This is a genomic window from Microcoleus sp. Pol11C3, assembly GCF_036701485.1.
In the GTDB taxonomy this organism is placed as follows: domain Bacteria; phylum Cyanobacteriota; class Cyanobacteriia; order Cyanobacteriales; family Microcoleaceae; genus Microcoleus.
Map to the genome: position 1 here is coordinate 1 of NZ_JAUBQW010000087.1, position 19,616 is coordinate 19,616.

General features: G+C 43.7%; 7 protein-coding genes. 6 read left to right on the forward strand and 1 reads right to left on the reverse strand.

The window, feature by feature from the left end; translation table 11 throughout:
- The 5 genes from QUA40_RS18910 to QUA40_RS18935 form a co-directional block, all read left to right on the forward strand.
- Window positions 1-461: hypothetical protein (locus QUA40_RS18910; protein ID WP_333128564.1), on the forward strand; the 461-nt coding region annotated here is incomplete at its 5' end.
- Between the two features lie 112 nt (window positions 462-573).
- Window positions 574-1,779 carry an urease accessory protein UreH domain-containing protein gene (locus QUA40_RS18915; RefSeq protein ID WP_333128566.1) on the forward strand — a complete coding sequence of 402 codons (1,206 nt, stop codon included), beginning with the start codon at window positions 574-576 and terminating at the stop codon, window positions 1,777-1,779.
- Window positions 1,754-2,227: a hypothetical protein gene (locus QUA40_RS18920; RefSeq protein ID WP_333128568.1), complete on the forward strand. Its 474-nt coding sequence runs from the start codon at window positions 1,754-1,756 to the stop codon at window positions 2,225-2,227. Before QUA40_RS18915 ends, QUA40_RS18920 begins: the two co-directional genes overlap by 26 nt.
- Window positions 2,228-2,980: 753 nt before the next feature.
- Entirely contained in the window at window positions 2,981-8,329 is a 5,349-nt protein-coding gene (locus QUA40_RS18930) for an AAA family ATPase (protein WP_333128571.1), read from the forward strand.
- A 161-nt stretch (window positions 8,330-8,490) separates the two neighbouring features.
- Window positions 8,491-13,926 carry an AAA family ATPase gene (locus QUA40_RS18935; RefSeq protein WP_333128573.1) on the forward strand — a complete coding sequence of 1,812 codons (5,436 nt, stop codon included), beginning with the start codon at window positions 8,491-8,493 and terminating at the stop codon, window positions 13,924-13,926.
- Here the strand turns inward: QUA40_RS18935 and QUA40_RS18940 are convergent.
- The gene (locus QUA40_RS18940) at window positions 13,913-14,098 is read right to left on the reverse strand and encodes a hypothetical protein (protein WP_333128575.1); all 186 of its coding nucleotides are present in this window, start codon (window positions 14,096-14,098) and stop codon (window positions 13,913-13,915) included. The genes QUA40_RS18935 and QUA40_RS18940 overlap by 14 nt on opposite strands.
- Before the next feature lie 108 nt (window positions 14,099-14,206).
- Here QUA40_RS18940 and QUA40_RS18945 point away from each other — a divergent pair, with 108 nt between their 5' ends.
- Window positions 14,207-19,555, forward strand: a complete 5,349-nt coding sequence (locus QUA40_RS18945) for an AAA family ATPase (RefSeq protein ID WP_333128577.1) — start codon at window positions 14,207-14,209, stop codon at window positions 19,553-19,555.
- Window positions 19,556-19,616 lie beyond the last annotated feature (61 nt).

Below are 19,616 nucleotides of genomic sequence, written 5' to 3' on the forward strand. Positions count from 1 at the left end.
CTGAGTTTCACACGTTTGAGCTTGTTAAGAAAGTCCCTCTTGACTTTCTATCGCTCTTCTTAACTTGTCACCAATGGTTTCCCGATCGCATTAGTTTGTTTTCGGGAGTCGATTTTACCGTTGACAGCGACTTGGGATTAAACGGCAGTTGCGATTTTCTGATCAGTCGATCGGTAGAGTTCCTGATTGTTAGCGCGCCGACGATTTTAATCGTTGAGGCTAAAAAGGAAAATATTAATGCTGGGTTGGGTCAGTGCGTAGCGGAAATGTATGCAGCTCAACTGTTTAACGAACGGGAGGGAAATCAGGTATCGAGGATTTATGGGGTTGTGACAACGGGAGAAATTTGGAAGTTTTTAATGCTGGAAGGGCAATCAGTTCAAATAGATTTATTGGAGTATTTTTTGAATCAGGTTGATAAAATTTTGGGAATTTTAGCGATCGGCATTCAAAATGAGTAATTGGGAATTGGGCATGGGGCATGGGGCATGGGGCATGGGCATGGGGTAATAGGTAAGCAGTAAAAACAAATCTAAAATCTAAAATGTAAAATTTAAAATCGTATGACTCAAGATGCTAGACCTGCTGCTAATTGCAATTTTGGGATTTCTCGGCAGTTTCGGTCACTGCGCCGGGATGTGCGGCCCGCTGACAATGGCGTTTTCTCTTTCTAATTCCCGCAACGATAAATTAGCTGCTTTCCGCTTTCATTTGCTGCTAAATTTGGGGAGAATTACTGCTTACGCTTTGGTTGGTGCTGCAATTGGCGGGCTGGGTTCGGTGTTAATTGCGGGCGGACTTTTAGCTGGTACGGGTAGCGAATTGCGGCGGGCGATCGCACTTCTAACGGGCACGATGCTGATTTGGTTCGGAGTAGGGCAAATTAAACCGAACTTGCTGCCGGGATTGCCCCGATTGCACCCGCTGTCGCACGATCGAGTCGGACAAGCTATGAGCAAGCTTTCGGCGCAAAAAAACTGGTGGGTGCCGATTGCTTTGGGTTTGCTTTGGGGTTTGATTCCCTGCGGTTTCCTCTACGCAGCGCAGATTAAGGCGGCGGAAACTGGAAACCCGGTTTTGGGTGCGGCGACGATGCTGGCTTTTGGACTCGGCACGCTGCCAACTATGCTGGGAGTGAGTTTTTTTGCTGGCAGATTGAGCGCGGACAAGCGCAGTCAACTGTTTCGTGCTGGTGGCTGGGTGACGGTGGCGATCGGAATTCTTACCTTGCTGCGAACCGATGAAATGGTCGATTTTACCGGCCACGCAGCCCTGCTGTGCTTGATGCTAGCACTGTTGGCGCGTCCGGTTAGCAAGTTTTTGCCGCAACTGCTGCGCTACCGCCGCGCCTTGGGTGTGGGCGCGTTTGTCCTAGCAGTCGCCCACACGTTTCATATGCTGGATCATACGCTGCAATGGAATTTTGATGCTGTGTCTTTCATGTTGCCGCAGCACCAGTTGGGAATGGCGGCTGGGATACTGTCGCTGCTGTTGATGGTACCCGCGACGGTTACAAGTGTCGATCGCGTTCAAAATTTTTTAGGCAAGCTGTGGCGAATGCTTCACCTGTTAAGCGTTCCAGCTTTCCTGCTGTGCGCTGTACACGCGGCACTCATCGGTTCCCACTATCTCGGCGGCTTTGAATGGAAGTTGCACAATCAACTGCTGAGTGCCGTGTTAGCGGTGGTTGCGGTGTTAGTTCTGTTTGTGCGATCGCGCTTATTTTGGTCAATTTTATCACTGGATCAATTTTATGTTTCACCTGTCAAACAAAAGTAAAACTTTAGGATTGTTAGTTTTTTTGGGATTGCTAGTTGAAGCAGCAATTCCCACTGCGCCGCAGTTAAACTCGATTTCAGTTTTAGCACACGAAGTCGAAGTATCGGGAGATGTAGCCGCTACCTTTCACCTAGAACCCAACCACAATCCCCGCGCCGGACAGCCTGCGAGAGTGTGGTTTGCACTAACTCGCAGGGGGGGAGAAATTATCCCCTTAGAGCAGTGTAATTGCAAGTTAAGCGTTTATACCAAACCTTATAAAGAGGGGAATAAACCGCTGATGCAACCGCCTTTAAAAGCAGTATCTGCGGAACGGCTAAAAGGCATTCCGGGAGCTGATATTGTGTTTCCCAAGGCTGGGGCTTATGAATTAGAACTGAGCGGAGCAGCGAAAATCGCAGCTAATTTTAAACCCTTTAAACTGAATTATAAAGTGACGGTTCGGTAAGATAATAAGCGCCGCAACTTTTTTTTCAAATCTTTAAAAATTGCCATAGCAACGGCGAGCGCACTTGCACTTTTGCAGATATTTATCGGACATTTGAGGCGCGAACAAGTTTATCGCTATCAGTAAACCCAATTAGCAGCAATCGAAGCTAAGTGGGAAATCTCCCCAGGGCGCTGGTGTTTATGATTGTGTTCATCGGCTTTCTAATCCCGATTAGGATTTTTTACAACTTCTACAATTACGTTGTGTTTCGGGATAAGGTTGTTGGCAGCCACTACGGGGAATAAAGCCTAATAAAACCGCAGAGGCAAGCCACTGTATGCAGATAATATCCACTCTATATCCGGGTTTATCTGCGTGTATCTACGGTTAAAAAATACAAATTATTTGTTTGTGATACCATCACAACTTACGCAACCATACTATACATAGTGCAGAGTAGACCAAGGAAGTGATTTAGGATTAGCGATCGCACGTCATGCGATTTGAAATTTGAGATTGCTTGCACGGATGAGTCCGGGGCTTGCGATCGTGAGGCGCAGCTTTTTTCACAGGTACACGGCTGAATCCGGGGGCGTGTGACCAAATTGCTTGATTGTCAAATAATAGTTGATAAACATAGGAAAAAAATTACAGTTAATTCTGTCCCTAGCGAGGGTGCAGAGTTTGCGATCGCTATCTTTGTCAAATAATAAAATACAATGGAATAGAAGGTTTTAATTTAACTGTTTTATAACATAGGGTCAACCAGTTATGGATGCGATCGCCCATTTGTCAGGTTATGAGATTACAGAGCAACTTTATACAGGTACACGCACCCTAGTCTATCGAGGCATCCGTACCCGTGACCACTATCGAGTCGTCCTCAAACTGCTGCGAAACGAATACCCCACCTTCAACGAGCTCGTCCAGTTTCGCAACCAATACACCATTGCCAAAAATCTTGACTTCCCTCACATCGTCAAACCCCTGACGCTGGAAGTATACCAGAATAGCTATGCCCTAGTAATGGAGGACTTTGGCGGAGTCTCTCTACCTACTTATCTCAAAACAGCAACAAATGAAACCCAAGCATCTCAAGCTTTACCTTTAGTAGAATTTCTCCAACTCGCCATACAACTAACAGACATTCTCCACTATCTCTACCAAAACCGAGTCATTCACAAAGATATTAAACCCGCTAATATTCTCATTAATCCAGACACAAAACAAATTCAACTAATTGACTTTAGTATTGCATCCCTCCTACCACGAGAAACCCAAGAAATCCAGAATCCCAATATTTTAGAAGGAACATTAGCCTATCTCTCCCCCGAACAAACAGGACGGATGAATCGAGGCATTGACTACCGTAGTGACTTTTATTCCCTGGGTGTGACCTTTTATGAATTGTTGACAGGAAAGTTGCCATTTATCTCGGATGATCCGATGAAATTGGTGCATTGCCATCTCGCCAAAGAGTCGATACCCATCCATCAAATAAATTCCGAAATCCCCTTAATTTTATCGCAACTTGTCAGTAAGCTGATGGCGAAAAATGCCGAAAAACGCTATCAAAGTGCATTAGGACTCAAGCACGATTTAGAGATTTGTTTAGTTCAGTTACAAAAAACAGGCCAGATAGAATTTTTTGAACTCGGAAAGCGAGATATTAGCGATCGCTTTACTATCCCCGAAAAGCTCTACGGTAGAGAAAAAGACGTTGATCAACTATTAGCTGCCTTTGAGCGAGTCAGCACAGGTAGCACCGAAATGATGCTAGTAGCAGGCTTTTCTGGAATTGGGAAAACCGCCGTTGTCAATGAAGTTCATAAACCCATTGTCCGTCAGCGCGGTTATTTTATCAAAGGCAAATACGATCAATTTCAACGCAACATTCCCTTCAGTGCCTTTGTGCAAGCATTCCGCGACTTAATTGGTCAATTGCTATCAGAATCGGATACCCAACTGCAAACATGGAAAACCAAGATTGTAGCAGCAGTGGGAGACAGCGGACAAGTCTTGATTGACGTGATTCCTGAGTTAGAACGTATAATTGGCGCTCAACTTCCTGCAACAGAATTGTCAGGAAGTGCCGCCCAAAATCGCTTTAATCTGCTCATGCAGAAATTCGTGCAAGTTTTCACTAGCAAAGAACATCCTTTAGTGATGTTTTTGGATGACTTGCAATGGGCGGATTCAGCTTCCCTGAATTTGCTACAGTTATTGATGATGGAGACAGGGTATTTATTAGTCTTGGGAGCCTATCGAGATAATGAAGTTTCGCCAGTGCATCCATTTATCTTAACAGTGGATGAGATAGTGAAAACAGGGGCAACAGTGAATACGATTACTTTGCAACCGTTAAGCGAAACCGATATGAATTTGTTGGTGGCGGATACGCTGAATTGCGAATCATCCCTTGCCCAACCTTTGACAATATTAGTCAATCAAAAAACTCAGGGCAACCCTTTCTTTGCCACTCAGTTTCTCAAGGCATTACATGACGAGCAGCTAATTAGCTTTAATTACGATATTCGGCATTGGCAGTGTGATATTGCCCAAGTCAAAGCCTTAGCTATCACTGATGATGTCGTTGAGTTCATGGCTTTGCAATTGCAGAAGTTGCCGCCCGAAACTCAGGATGTTCTCACATTAGGTGCTTGTATAGGAGCGCAGTTTGATTTGAATACGTTAGTAATTGTCAGTGAGAAATCTGCTGGAATGACGGCTACGGCTTTATGGAAAGCATTGCAGGAAGGTTTGGTGATTCCCACGACCAAAATCTATAAGTTCTTTACGGAACCGGATAGTAATGAAGTTTTCAATGCTTCAGCTAATGCAACTTATCGATTTTTACACGATCGCGTTCAACAAGCTGCTTATTCCCTCATTCCTGATGAAAAAAAGCAAGCAACTCATCTCCAAATCGGACAGTTGTTACTACAAAATTCCTCTGACATAGAGGAGGATGAAAAACTATTTGAGATTGTCAGACACTTAAATCAGGGTAAAGATTTAATCACTCAACCAAGCGAGCGCCAAGAATTAGCCGAATTAAACCTAGTGACAGGGCGGAAAGCCAAAACTTCTACCGCTTATGCTGCCGCAATGGTCTATTTGCAAACGGCGATGGGGTTACTGACAACAGACTGTTGGCAAAATCAGTATGAATTTACCCTCAATATTTACATTGCTACTGCCGAAGCTGAATATTTAAACCTTAACTTTGAGGAGTCATTAAATTTAGCTGAAATCGCCAGGCAAAAAGCCAATAATTTACTCGACCAAGTGAAGGTTTATGAATTGCAAATGCAGATTCATATCGCTCAACTAGAAATGGTAACGGCAGTAGATATTGGATTGGAAGTATTAGAAAAACTCACAATTTCTTTGCTAACAATAGAAGTGGACAAGGAGTTGATAATTGATTTGCCAAATCTTGACAATTTAGATAATTTGCCAACCATGACAGATCCATATAAGCTGGCAGCCATGCAGATTTTGAAAATCCTTTGTGCGCCTGTATTTATGGCAAAGCCAGAGATTTTTCCCCAAATAATCATCACTATGATTAATTTGTGTCTTAAATATGGAAATTCGGCGATATCATCTTTTGCCTATGGTTTTTACGGGTTATTGCTAGTCGGATTTAGTCAATTAGATAGAGGTTATTATGCGGGTTTAATTGCCTTAAAATTATTAGATAAGTTTAACGCTAAAGAACTCAAAGCCAAAGTTTATAACTTGTTTAATTCTAATATTCGCACTTGGAAAGAACACGCCAAAAATAGTGTCGATCCTTTGCGGGAAGGCGTACAAGCAGGGCTAGAAGTAGGTGATTTTGAATGGGGTGGATATTGTGCAGCAAATTTGTGTAGTTACTTATTTTTTACGGAGGATAACTTAGAGTCTGCCGTCCAGCAACAAGGAGTTTATGTTGATTTGTGTATTAACATTAAACAAGAAATTCCTATTCACTTTTCGCAAGTATGGCGACAATTAGGTTTAAATTTACAGGGTCAAGCAGCAGATTCCCTATTATTGCTCGGTGAAACTTTTGATGAAGAGAAAATTTTGCCCCGCATCATTGCCGCTAAATCGGGAACAGTTTTATTTGTTTTTTATGTGACTAAAACTATTCTACTTTACTTGTTGGGCGATAGTAGCCAAGCTTTAAAAAATGTGGAACTAGCACAGGAGCAAGCCGGAGCAGCTTTTGGTTTTATGCAAGTCGTAGTTCTCAATTTTTACCATTCGCTAACATTGCTAAATTGCTATGCTACAGTCACAGTGAATGAACAACAAAAATACTTGGATAAAGTCAATAGTAATCAGGAAAAAATGAAGTTTTGGGCGGAGAATGCGCCAGAAGTAAATCAGCATAAATATGAATTAATTGAAGCGGAAAAAGCGCGAGTATTAGAGATGAATTGGCAAGCAGCCGAGTTATATGATAGGGCTATTTTGGGAGCGAAAAAACAAGGCTATGTTTGCGAAGAAGCACTGGCTAATGAACTGGCCGCCAAGTTTTGTCTGGAATGGGGGAAAGAACGCCTCGCCCGTGACTATATGATCGAGGCTTACTATATCTACAGTCGTTGGGGAGCTAAGGCTAAAGTAGACGATCTGAAAAAACGTTATTCCCAACTCCTCGCACCCATCCTTCAGTCAGAGCGATCCTTTGCTTCCCTCAAAGGAAGTATAACATTAGGAACGATTACTTCTACTCACTCTTCTAGCAGCAACTCTGAATTTCTAGATTTGCCTACTCTGATCAACGCCTCTCAAGCCATTTCTGGGGAGATTGAACTAGATAAACTCCTGACTACTCTCTTAAAAATAGCGATCGCGAATGCTGGGGCAACTAAGTGTGTCTTATTGCTCAAACAAAAACAGTATTTACAGGTAGCGGCTCTTGTAGCAGAGGGACAGGAACCTGAGCTATTACCATCAATACCTCTAGAATCTAGTCAGGATGTAGCGATTAGTTTGGTTAACACTGTCAAGCGTAGTTTGAAACCTTTGGTAATAGTTGATGCTAGGGTAAGTTCCCAGCTTGCGAGCGATCGCTATATTGAACAGCACCAGCCGATAAGTGTTCTGTGTATTCCAATTCTTAATCAAGGGCAGTTGATAGCAGTTTTATACCTGGAAAATAACCTGACGGTTGGGGCATTTACGAGCGATCGCATTGAAGTGCTAAATTTGCTGGCTTCTCAAGCTGCTATTTCCTTAGAAAATGCCCGTTTGTATCAAGAATCTCAACAAGCATTTACCGATCTCAAACAGGCACAAATAAAAATAGTTCACAGCGAAAAGATGTCAGCATTGGGAAACTTAGTAGCTGGGGTTGCTCACGAAATTAATAATCCAGTTGGTTTTTTGGTTGGTAATATTCAACCCGCCTTAGATTATATCAAAGATTTGTTTGGATTGCTCGATTTGTATGAACAAAAATATCCGCAACTCGATCCAGAGATTCAAGAAGAAATCGAGAACATCGATCTGGACTACATCCGCGAAGATTTACCGAAATTAGTAGGTTCGATGCGGGAAGGCGTGAAGCGGATTCGGGATATTAGTACCAGTCTACGGACATTCTCCCGTGCGGATACTAACTATCCCGTCGCTTGCAATATCCACGATGGCATCGATAGCACCATTATGATCCTGAAACATCGCCTCAAGGGTAACGAAACTCGTCCAGAAATCAAAGTGATTAAGGAATACGGTAATTTGCCACAAGTGGAGTGTTATGCCGGACAGTTGAATCAAGTATTTATGAATTTGTTAGGTAATGCGATCGATGCTTTGGATGAATCAAATCAAGGACGACATTATGCAGAAATAGCCAATCAAATTACCATTAAAACAGACATTTATCGGACCAAAAAACAAGCGATAATTTGCATCAAAGATAACGGTGTGGGCATAAGTGAAACAGTGCGAGAGAAGATTTTCGATGAGTTATTTACTACCAAGGAAGTAGGGAAAGGAACCGGGTTGGGATTGGCGATCGCACGGCAGATTGTGGTTGAGAAACACGGCGGTACAATCGAGGTAAATTCTGTATTGAGAGAAGGGACGGAGTTTACAATTTTATTACCTATGAAAGGATAAGACTATCTTGATAGAGCGCCCTCTTTCTCTTCAAAAGTGAAAAAGAATACAAGCGGTAGAGTCTGTCACCTGGGGATTCCGCTATTCTATTTTCCTCAGACTAGATCAATAAAAGTGTATACTTATTTACAAGAGTCAATGTCTAAGATTGGGTAATCCAGATGAGTGCAGCAGTCGATTTGACCAATGGAATTTCTGGATATGATCTAGTTGAGCAACTATACTCAGGTTCGCGAACCCTTGTTTATCGAGCCATCCGAGAAACAGACCAGCATCCGGTTGTCATCAAACTATTAAATCGAGACTATCCTACATTCAGCGAACTGCTGCAATTCCGTAACCAATACACCATAGCCAAAAATCTACGTCTGCCGGGAGTCGTTGAACCCTACAATTTGGAGTCCTATCGCCACAGCTATGCCCTAGTAATGGAGGATTTTGGGGGCATTTCTCTCCGAGATTACGCCCAAGAAACCTCGCTGACTCTGGCAGAAATCTTGGAAATTGCCATTCAAATAACTGACATTCTCCATGGACTCTACCGAAACCGAGTTATTCATAAAGATATCAAACCCGCCAATCTCCTAATACATCCCGAAACTAAACAAATTAAACTGATTGACTTCAGCATCGCCTCTCTACTGCCGAGAGAAACTCAAGAAATTCAAAATCCCAACGTCTTAGAAGGAACCCTCGCCTATATTTCTCCCGAACAAACCGGAAGAATGAACCGAGGCATCGACTACCGCACCGACTTTTATTCTCTGGGAGCCACCTTTTACGAACTGCTGACAGGAAAACTGCCATTTGAATGTGACGATCCCATGGAATTGGTTCACTGCCATATTGCCAAACAACCTCCTGCAATCAACAACCAAGAAATCCCCCAGGTGATTTCGGATATTGTCATGAAGCTGATGGCAAAAAATGCCGAAAAACGCTATCAAAGTGCCAGGGGATTGAAACATGACTTAGAAAAGTGTTGGCAGCAGTACCAAGAAACTGGAAAGATTGAAACATTTGAGTTAGGAACGCGGGATATATGCGATCGCTTCCTGATTCCTGAAAAGCTTTATGGACGAGAACGAGAAATACAGCAACTTTTAGCAGCCTTTGAAAGAGTAGCACAAGGGAACAGCGAAATGATGCTCGTTGCAGGCTTTTCTGGCATCGGAAAAACCGTTGTGGTCAATGAAGTTCACAAACCCATTGTCCGACAGCATGGCTATTTCAGTAAAGGTAAATTTGACCAGTTCAATCGCAACATTCCCTTGGGGGCATTTGTGCAAGCATTCCGCGATTTAATCACACAATTGCTCAGTGAAAGCGAGATCCAACTCCAAGCATGGAAAACCAAAATTTTAGCAGCACTCGGTGACAACGGACAAGTCATTATCGAAGTAATTCCCGAACTAGAACGGATTATCGGACAACAACCCCTAGCCCCAGAATTATCGGGAATGGCGGCTCAAAATCGGTTTAATCTACTCCTGGGCAAGTTTATTCGAGTCTTTACTCAAGCCGAACATCCCTTAGTTATCTTCCTCGATGACTTGCAATGGGCCGATTCTGCTTCGTTGAATTTAATCCCATTACTGATGAGCGATACAGATATTAAGTATCTGTTACTTATTGGAGCCTATCGCGATAACGAAGTTAGCCCCGCTCATCCCCTGATGCTGAGCTTAGAGGAAATTCGCAAAACTAATGCGACAATCAATCAAATTACCCTCGCTCCTCTCGCTCTACCCTCTCTAAATCGCTTGATTGCCGACACGTTGAGTTGTCCCCTTGAAGTAGCAGTCCCTCTGACGGAACTGGTGCTTCAAAAAACCAAGGGCAACCCCTTCTTTACCAATCAATTCCTCAAATCTCTGCACGAAGATGGCCTAATTTCATTTGACTTCGATCGCGGGTATTGGCAGTGCAATATCGCCGAGGTAAAAGCGCTGGCTGTAACGGATGATGTAGTTGAGTTTATGGCACTTCAATTGCAAAAGCTGCCGGTTAATACGCGGGAAGTCTTGAAACTAGCCGCTTGTGTCGGCAGTCAATTTGATTTAGCGACCCTAGCACTGGTGTGCGAGAAATCCATCTCGGAAACAGCGGTTGAGCTGTGGAGGGCGTTGCAGGAAGGGTTAGTGCTGCCAATCAGCGAAGTTTACAAATTTTTTACCAATCAAGAGGAACTGGCGACTGGGGATTGGGGACTGGGGAAAGAGAATAATTCCCAATCCCCTATCCCTAATAGCCCATTACCAAAGTATAAATTTCTCCACGATCGCGTTCAGCAAGCCGCTTATTTTCTGATTCCCTCCGATCAGAAACAGTCAACTCACCTAAAAATTGGCAAATTGCTATTAAGCAATACGCCGACTGAACAACGGGAAGATAATATTTTTGAAATTGTCAATCAATTGAATGTGGGAGTGAGCTTAATTCGCGATCGCACCGAGCGGGATGAACTCGCTCAGTTAAATCTAATCGCTGCTGAGAAAGCCAGAGATTCTACTGCCTATGCTGCTGCAATTGGGTATTTGAATATTGGGCGGGAACTTCTTGCAGATTCTAGCTGGCAAACGCAATACGAGCTAACATTAGCGCTATCTGTGGCAGCGGTAGAGGCAAACTATCTAGGCGGGAACTTTGATGAGATGGAACGCTTAGCAGATGAAGTGTTGCAACAAGCGATAAAACTGCTAGATAAGGTGAAGGTTTATGAGGTTAAAATCCAAGCTTGTACAACCCAGAACAAGCTCAAAGAAGCGATAAAAATAGCGCTGCAAGTTCTAAAGTTATTGAGCGTAGGCTTTCCAGAATCGCCGAACCCGTCAGACATTCATTTGGGACTGGGAGAAACCCTGTCAAATTTGACCGGGAAACGCATTGAGGATTTAAAAGATTTGCCGGACATGACGGATGCTGACAATAAAGCAGCCATGTCTATTTTAGCGAGTGTGATTTCGGCTGCCTATCAAGCGGTGCCGGAATTGATGCCGCTGATTGTATTTAAACAGGTTAATTTATCGATTCAATATGGCAATGTGGCTGAGTCTTCCTTTGCGTATGCCTGTTTTGGGCTAATTATGTGTGCGATCGTTGGAGATATTGAGGCAGGTTTTCAATTCGGTCAACTTGCTTTAAGTGTGGCGGGTAGAAGCGATGCCAAAAAATTTAAAGCGAAGACCTTGTTTGCGGTAAATGGCAATATCATCCATTGGAAACAGCATTTTAGAGAAACCTTAAATCCTTTGCGATCGGCCTACTATAGCGGACTGGAAACGGGAGATTTAGAATTTGCGGGCTTAGCCGCTCACAAACTCTGCCACCATTTGTATTTCACTGGAAAAAATTTGGGCGAACTCGAACAGGAAATGGCAATTTTTAGTGATTTTATTGCTAAGATTAAGCAAAAAACAGCTCTTAATTATCATCGTATTTTCTGGCAAGCTGTTTCGAGTTTAATGGGGCAATCTCAAGAGCCTTGGCGTTTAATGGGTGAAATTTATGATGAGGAAACAGGACTGCTCCTTCATCAAAAAGAAAATGATGTCACGGCATTGTGCTATTTATATTTTAATAAGATGATTCTCTGCTCTCTGTTTGGCGAGTCGCGCCAAGCTGTGGAAAATGCAGCCAAGGCAGAAAGTTATTTAGGCGGCGTAACGGGGACGATATTTGTGCCTCTCTTCTATTTTTACGATTCTTTAGCTCGGCTGGCGGTGTTTTCTGAAATCCCAGCGAGCGAGCGAACGCTTTTGCTCGCTCGCGTGACAGCGAATCAGGAAAAAATGAAAAACTGGGCTAGTCACGGACCAATGAACCATTTGCACAAATTTAATTTGGTAGAGGCGGAAAAATGTCGAATTTTAGGACAAAAAGCCGCAGCGCTCGAACTGTACGATCGCGCGATCGCAGGAGCTCAGGAAAATGGTTATATCCAAGAGGAAGGATTAGCCAACGAACTCGCGGCCAAATTCTACTGGGAATGGGGCAAAGAAAAAGTTGCTGCCAGCTATATGCAGGAGGCATATTACTGTTATTCCCGTTGGGGTGCACTCGCCAAGGTTGAAGACTTAGAAAAACGCTATCCCCAGTTACTTGTGCCTATCTTGAATCAGCCCAAACTTCGCTTTAATCCTCTAGAGACGCTGGCAACAATTAGCCACTCTTCGCAAACTTCCAGTAATAGCAGCACCAGTATTTCCGATGCCCTGGATTTCGCATCTATTGTGCAAGCTGCTCAAGCTTTATCCAGTAAAATTCAGCTTGAGGAATTGTTCGGTAGTCTCAACCAAATTATTTTAAAAACTTCGGGGGCAGAAACTTGTGCTTTGCTACTCCCCCATCAGGATGAATGGCAAATCCGGGCAATAACTCACATCAATCCAGATAACGAGTTACCCACAACCTTACTACAAAACCAACCTATAGATAGCTCGGCGGTGATTCCGCTCAAACTGGTTTATTATGTCAAACACACCCTGGAAACAGTGGTTATTGAAGGTGGCAAGACAGATATTCCGGGTTTAATGAATGACTGTACGCTCCAGTATCACTCTCAGAGTATGCTATGTACTCCGATTCTCGATCGCGGGAACTTAGTTGCAATACTTTATCTCGAACATCGATCGACAAAAGGAGTGTTTACTCGCGATCGTCTCCTCGTCCTCAACTTCCTCTGCACTCAGGCTGCCATTTCCCTAGAAAATGCGCGACTGTATCAGCAAGCCCAGGACTACGCTCACCAAGTAGAACAATCTCAACTGCAATTAGTACAGAGCGAAAAAATGTCGGCGTTGGGGAATTTAGTGGCCGGGGTAGCCCATGAAATTAATAATCCAGTCGGATTTATTTCTGGGAATATTCATGAAGCGATCGCCGCCGTCAAAGATATTACAGAATACTTGCAACTCTATAAAGAAAAATTTCCCAGTCCGGGTGAAGAGATTGAAGAAAAAGCTGAAGAGAGCGATATCGAATATCTCTTAGAAGATTTACCCAAAATGTTGAATTCGATGCAAGTCGGGTGCGATCGCATCCAAGGCATCAGCACCAGTCTTCGTACCTTCTCCCGAGCCGACAAAGATTACAAAGTTCCTTTCAATATTCATGACGGAATTAACAGTACGATTTTGATTCTGAAACACAGATTGAAAGCGAACGAACAGCGTCCAGCGATTGAAGTTGTGAAAGAGTACGGGAACTTGCCCTCAGTGAGTTGCTTCCCCGGACAATTAAATCAGGTGTTTATGAATATATTGGCTAATGCCATTGATGCACTGGAAGAATCAAATCGGGAACGGAGTTTAGAGAAGATTAAAGCCCCAGCCAATTGCATCACGATTCGGACAGAAATGAAGTCTCAGGAGTGGGTGACGATTCGCATTTCTGACAACGGGCCAGGGATGTCAGATGAGATAAAAGGTCGGATTTTTGACAACTTATTTACAACTAAAGGTGTGGGTAGAGGCACGGGATTGGGTTTAGCGATCGCACGGCAGATTGTAGTTGAGAAACACGGCGGTACAATAGAGGTAAATTCTGTATTGAGTGAAGGGACGGAGTTTACAATTTTATTGCCTATGAAAGGATAAGACGATCTTGATCGAGCGCCATCTTTCTATTCAAAAGTGAAAAATAATCAAAGCAGTAGAGTCTGTCGCCTGGGAATTTCGCAGTTTTATTTTGGCGTTGCTTAATCAGGGTATGAAAAAAATCAGTTAAAAATCCCCAAGCTTTGTCGATACTGGTTTCTATGACTGGCATATTTAGCCTTTCATACCGTAAATCAGCAACGCCCTATTTTCCTCAGACTCGACAAAGAAAAGTCTATACTTAGATACAAGAGTCAATGTCTGAGATGGAGTAATCCAGATGAATGCAGTAGTGGATTTGACGAACAGAATTTCGGGATATCATCTGGGTGAGCAATTATACTGCGGTTCGAGAACCCTAGTTTATCGAGCCATCCGAGAAACAGACCAGCATCCGGTTGTCATTAAACTATTAAATCGAGACTATCCCAGCTTCAGCGAACTGCTGCAATTCCGCAACCAGTATACCATCGCCAAAAATCTACGTCTGCCTGGAGTCGTTGCACCCTACAATTTGGAGTCCTATCGCCACAGCTATGCCCTAGTAATGGAGGATTTTGGGGGCATTTCTCTGCGAGATTACGCCCAAGAAACCTCGCTGACTCTGGCAGAAATCTTGGAAATTGGCATTCAAATAACTGACATTCTCCATGGACTCTACCAAAACAGAGTCATTCACAAAGATATTAAGCCAGCGAACGTCCTAATACATCCCGAAACCAAACAAGTCAAACTCATTGACTTTAGCATCGCCTCCCTACTTCCAAGAGAAACCCAAGAAATTCAAAATCCCAACGTCTTAGAAGGAACCCTCGCCTATATTTCTCCCGAACAAACCGGAAGAATGAACCGAGGCATCGACTACCGCACCGACTTTTATTCTCTGGGAGCCACCTTTTACGAACTGCTAACAGGAAAACTGCCATTTGAATGTGAAGACCCGATGGAGTTGGTTCACTGCCATATTGCCAAACAACCTCCTGCAATAAACAGCCAAGAAATCCCGCAGGTGATTTCGGATATTGTCATGAAGCTGATGGCAAAAAATGCTGAAAAACGCTATCAAAGTGCCTTGGGATTGAAACATGACTTAGAAAAGTGTTTGCAGCAGTACCAAGAAACTGGAAAGATTGAAACATTTGAATTAGGAACGCGGGATATATGCGATCGCTTCCTGATTCCTGAAAAGCTTTATGGTCGAGAAACAGAAGTACAAACCCTGTTGAGTGCCTTCGAGCGCGTAGCAAATGGCACATCAGAATTAATGCTAGTCGCTGGGTTCTCCGGGATTGGAAAAACGGCAGTCGTCAACGAGGTACATAAACCGATTGTCAGGCAGCGCGGCTATTTCATCAAAGGCAAATTCGACCAGTTTAACCGCAACATTCCCTTCTCGGCATTAGTCCTGGCCTTCCGCGATTTTATGGCACAATTACTCAGTGAAAGTGATGCCAAAATCCAAGAATGGAAAACTCAAATTCTCGAAGCTCTCGGTGACAACGGACAAGTCATTATTGAAGTCATTCCCGAACTAGAACGGATTATTGGAACACAACCCCCAGCACCGGAATTATCGGGGATTGCCGCTCAAAATCTATTTAATTTGCTCTTCCACAAATTCATTGCTGTCTTCACCACAAAAGAGCATCCCTTGGTAATATTTTTGGATGACTTACAATGGGCAGATTCGGCATCGCTGAAGTTAATGCAATTGCTCGTCAATGAGTCGCAATTGGGTTATTTGTTGCTGCTGGGAGCCTATCGGGATAATGAAGTATCACCCAGCCATCCCCTGATGTTGACCCTAGATGAAGTAAGGAAAGCAGGAACCACACTCAACACTATTACATTAGTACCCCTCAGTCAAATTAGTTTGAATCAATTGGTAGCAGATACGCTAGTTTGTTCTCCTAAGTGGGCACAACCGCTGACAGAATTAATCTATCAAAAAACTCAAGGGAACCCATTTTTTGCAACGCAGTTTCTCAAAGCATTGCATCAAGATGAATTGATTACTTTTGAACATCAATCGGGACATTGGCAGTGCGATATTAGCAAAGTGAGAGAGGCAGCACTCACTGATGATGTGGTGCTATTTATGGCGCAGCAGTTGCAAAAAATGCCAGCAACAACTCAGGAGGTTTTAAAATTAGCCGCTTGCATTGGCAACCAATTTGACTTAGCAACATTGGCAATTGTTTCAGAGAGTTCGGAGACGGAAACCGCCACCGCATTGTGGAAAGCTTTACAGGAAGGTTTTGTTTTACCTCAGAGTGAGATTTATAAATTTTATGTAGGGGAAGAAGAAAATATCGAGCGAGCTACTTCTCAAACAGTTTCCTATCGCTTCTTGCACGATCGCGTTCAGCAAGCTGCTTATTCTTTAATTGCGCCTGACCAAAAACAGGCTACTCACCTAAAAATCGGGCAATTGTTGCTCCAGAATACCCCGATTCAAGAACGGGAAGAGCAGATTTTTGCCATTGTCAACCAATTGAATATAGGATTGGAGTTAATTTCTCAACCAGCGGAACTCGAAGAACTAGCGCGGTTGAACTTAACAGCAGGACGGAAAGCCAAAGCATCCACAGCCTATGCCGGTGCAGTAAAATACCTGAGTACGGCGATGGATTTGCTCTCAGGCGAGAGCTGGCAAACTCAGTACGATTTGACTTTAGAAATCGTTGTGGAAGCGGCAGAGGCAGAATATCTCAACACCAATTTCGCAGCCGCCAGTACCCTAGTTGAAATGGTGTTGCAACACGGGAAAACGCTGCTCGATCGCATCCCTGCTTACGAGCTCAAGATCCAAGTTTTTATGGCGCAACACCAATTGAACGATGCCATTGATACGGGATTGCAGGCATTAGAACTGCTGGGCTACCCCGTTAACCTGAACGAGCAGGAATTTTTAGTGGAACTGCCCGCTATAGAACGGTTGGAAGACTACCCCACCATGACTGACCCCGCACAACTAGCAGCCATGCGGATTCTTAAAGTCTGTCTTGCTCCTGTTCTAGTAGGCAGACCGCAAATTCTGCTGTCAGTAGTCGTCAGACAAGTGAAACTCTGTGTTGAAGGCGGTCACTCTCCTCTGGCATCACCAACCTATGCTTGGTATGGCACACTTTTATGCGGCGCTCTGGGGAACATTGATATCGGATATCAAGCAGGGCGGCTGGCACTGCAACTGCTCAAACATTTTGAAACCAGGGAACACAAAGTTGTTACCTATAATATGTTTTACACCTTCGTCCACCATTGGAAGGAGCCTTTACGAAAAAGTTTATCTCCTCTTGCCGAGGGGGTACAGATTGGGCTAGAAAGCGGCAACTACGAATATACAGGTTACTGCATCACCAACTATTGTTTCTACATATTCCTGGCAGGACAAAATCTCGAAACCGTTGAAAGCGAACATAAAAAATACCATGAATTATTGCTGTATTTGAAATGGGAACACTCTATTTCTATCTCCCAAATATGGTATCAATTATTGTTTAATTTGTTGGGAAAAGCAGTCAATCCACTCCAGTTAATTGGTGAGATATTTGACGAATCTACCATGTTGTCGCAACTCCTAGAACATAACGATATCATTGCTCTGTTTCATGCTTTTTTAGCAAAGACGATTCTGTTCTATCTGCTCGAAGAGTTCGAGCCAGCAGTGGAAAGTGCAGCTAAGGCAGCGAGTTACTCTAGCGTTGGGTCAGAAAATTTCGTCAATTTGCACTTCTACCAATCTCTAGCACTGCTGGCGAACTATCCCAACGTCGGTTCCCAAGAGCGATCGCATTACCTACGTCAGGTTGATGCCAATCAGGAAAAAATGCAGATTTGGATGCAGCACGCTCCGATGAACTACGAGCATAAATACCATCTGGTGGCAGCAGAAAAACATCGCGTTTTCAATCAAAAAACAGAAGCCATAGAATTCTATGACCGGGCGATTAAAGGAGCCAAAGAAAACGAATACCTCCAAGACGAAGCGATCGCCAACGAACTCGCGGCCAAATTCTACTGGGAATGGGGTAAAGAAAAAGTTGCCGCAGGCTATATGCAGGAGGCATATTACTGTTATGGTCGTTGGGGAGCTAAAGCCAAAATAGAAGACCTAGAACAACGCTATCCCCAATTACTTCAGCCTATCCTGAATCAGCCCAAACTTCGCTTTAATCCTCTAGAGACGCTGGCAAAGATTAGCCAGTCTTCGCAGACTTCCAGCACCAGCAGCACCAGTATTTCCGATGCCCTGGATTTCGCATCTATTATGCAAGCTGCTCAAGCTTTATCCAGTAAAATTCAGATTGATGAATTGCTCGGCACCCTCAATCAAATTATTTTGAAAACTTCGGGTGCAGAAACTTGTGCTTTGCTACTCCCCCATCAGGATGAATGGCAAATCCGGGCAATAACTCACATCAATCCAGATAACGAGTTACCCACAACCTTACTGCAAAACCAACCTATAGATAGCTCGGCGGTGATTCCGCTCAAGCTGGTTTATTATGTCAAACACACCCTGGAAACAGTGGTTATTGAAGGTGGCAAGACAGATATTCCGGGTTTAATGAATGACTGTACGCTTCAGTATCACTCTCAGAGTATGCTATGTACTCCGATTCTTGATCGCGGGAACTTAGTTGCAATACTTTATCTCGAACATCGATCGACAAAAGGAGTGTTTACTCGCGATCGTCTCCTTGTCCTCAACTTCCTCTGCACGCAGGCTGCCATTTCCCTAGAAAATGCGCGATTGTATCAGCAATCCCAGGACTACGCTCACCAAGTAGAACAATCTCAACTGCAATTAGTACAGAGCGAAAAAATGTCGGCGTTGGGGAATTTAGTAGCCGGGGTAGCCCATGAAATTAATAATCCAGTCGGATTTATTTCTGGGAATATTCATGAAGCGATCGCCGCCGTCAAAGATATTACAGAATACCTGCAAGTCTACCAAGAAAAATTTCCCCATCCTGGAGATGACATCGAGCAAATAGCAGAAGAACTTGACATCGAATATCTCTTAGAAGATTTACCCAAAATGTTGAAATCGATGCAAATCGGGTGTGATCGCATTCAAAGTATCAGCACCAGTCTTCGTACCTTCTCCCGAGCCGACAAAGATTACAAAGTTCCTTTCAATATTCATGACGGAATTAACAGTACGATTTTGATTCTCAAACACAGATTGAAAGCGAACGAACAGCGTCCAGCGATTGAAGTTGTGAAAGAGTACGGGAACTTGCCACCAGTGGATTGCTTCCCCGGACAATTAAATCAGGTGTTTATGAATATATTGGCTAATGCCATTGATGCACTGGAAGAATCAAATCGGGAACGGAGTTTAGAGAAGATTAAAGCCCCTGCTAATTGCATCACGATTCGGACAGAAATGAAGTCTCAGGAGTGGGTGACGATTCGCATTTCTGACAACGGGCCAGGGATGTCAGATGAGATAAAAGGTCGGATTTTTGACAACTTATTTACAACTAAAGGTGTGGGTAAAGGGACGGGGTTGGGATTGGCGATCGCACGACAGATTGTAGTTGAGAAACACTCTGGTATGCTAGAAGTGAGCTCAACTTTAGGTCGCGGTACAGAATTTACGATTTCAATTCCATGTTGATCGTTAGCGCGGTGTTTTTCTACTCCCTGGGAGGTTCTAAGTGGGTGATTGATTTGCCGAT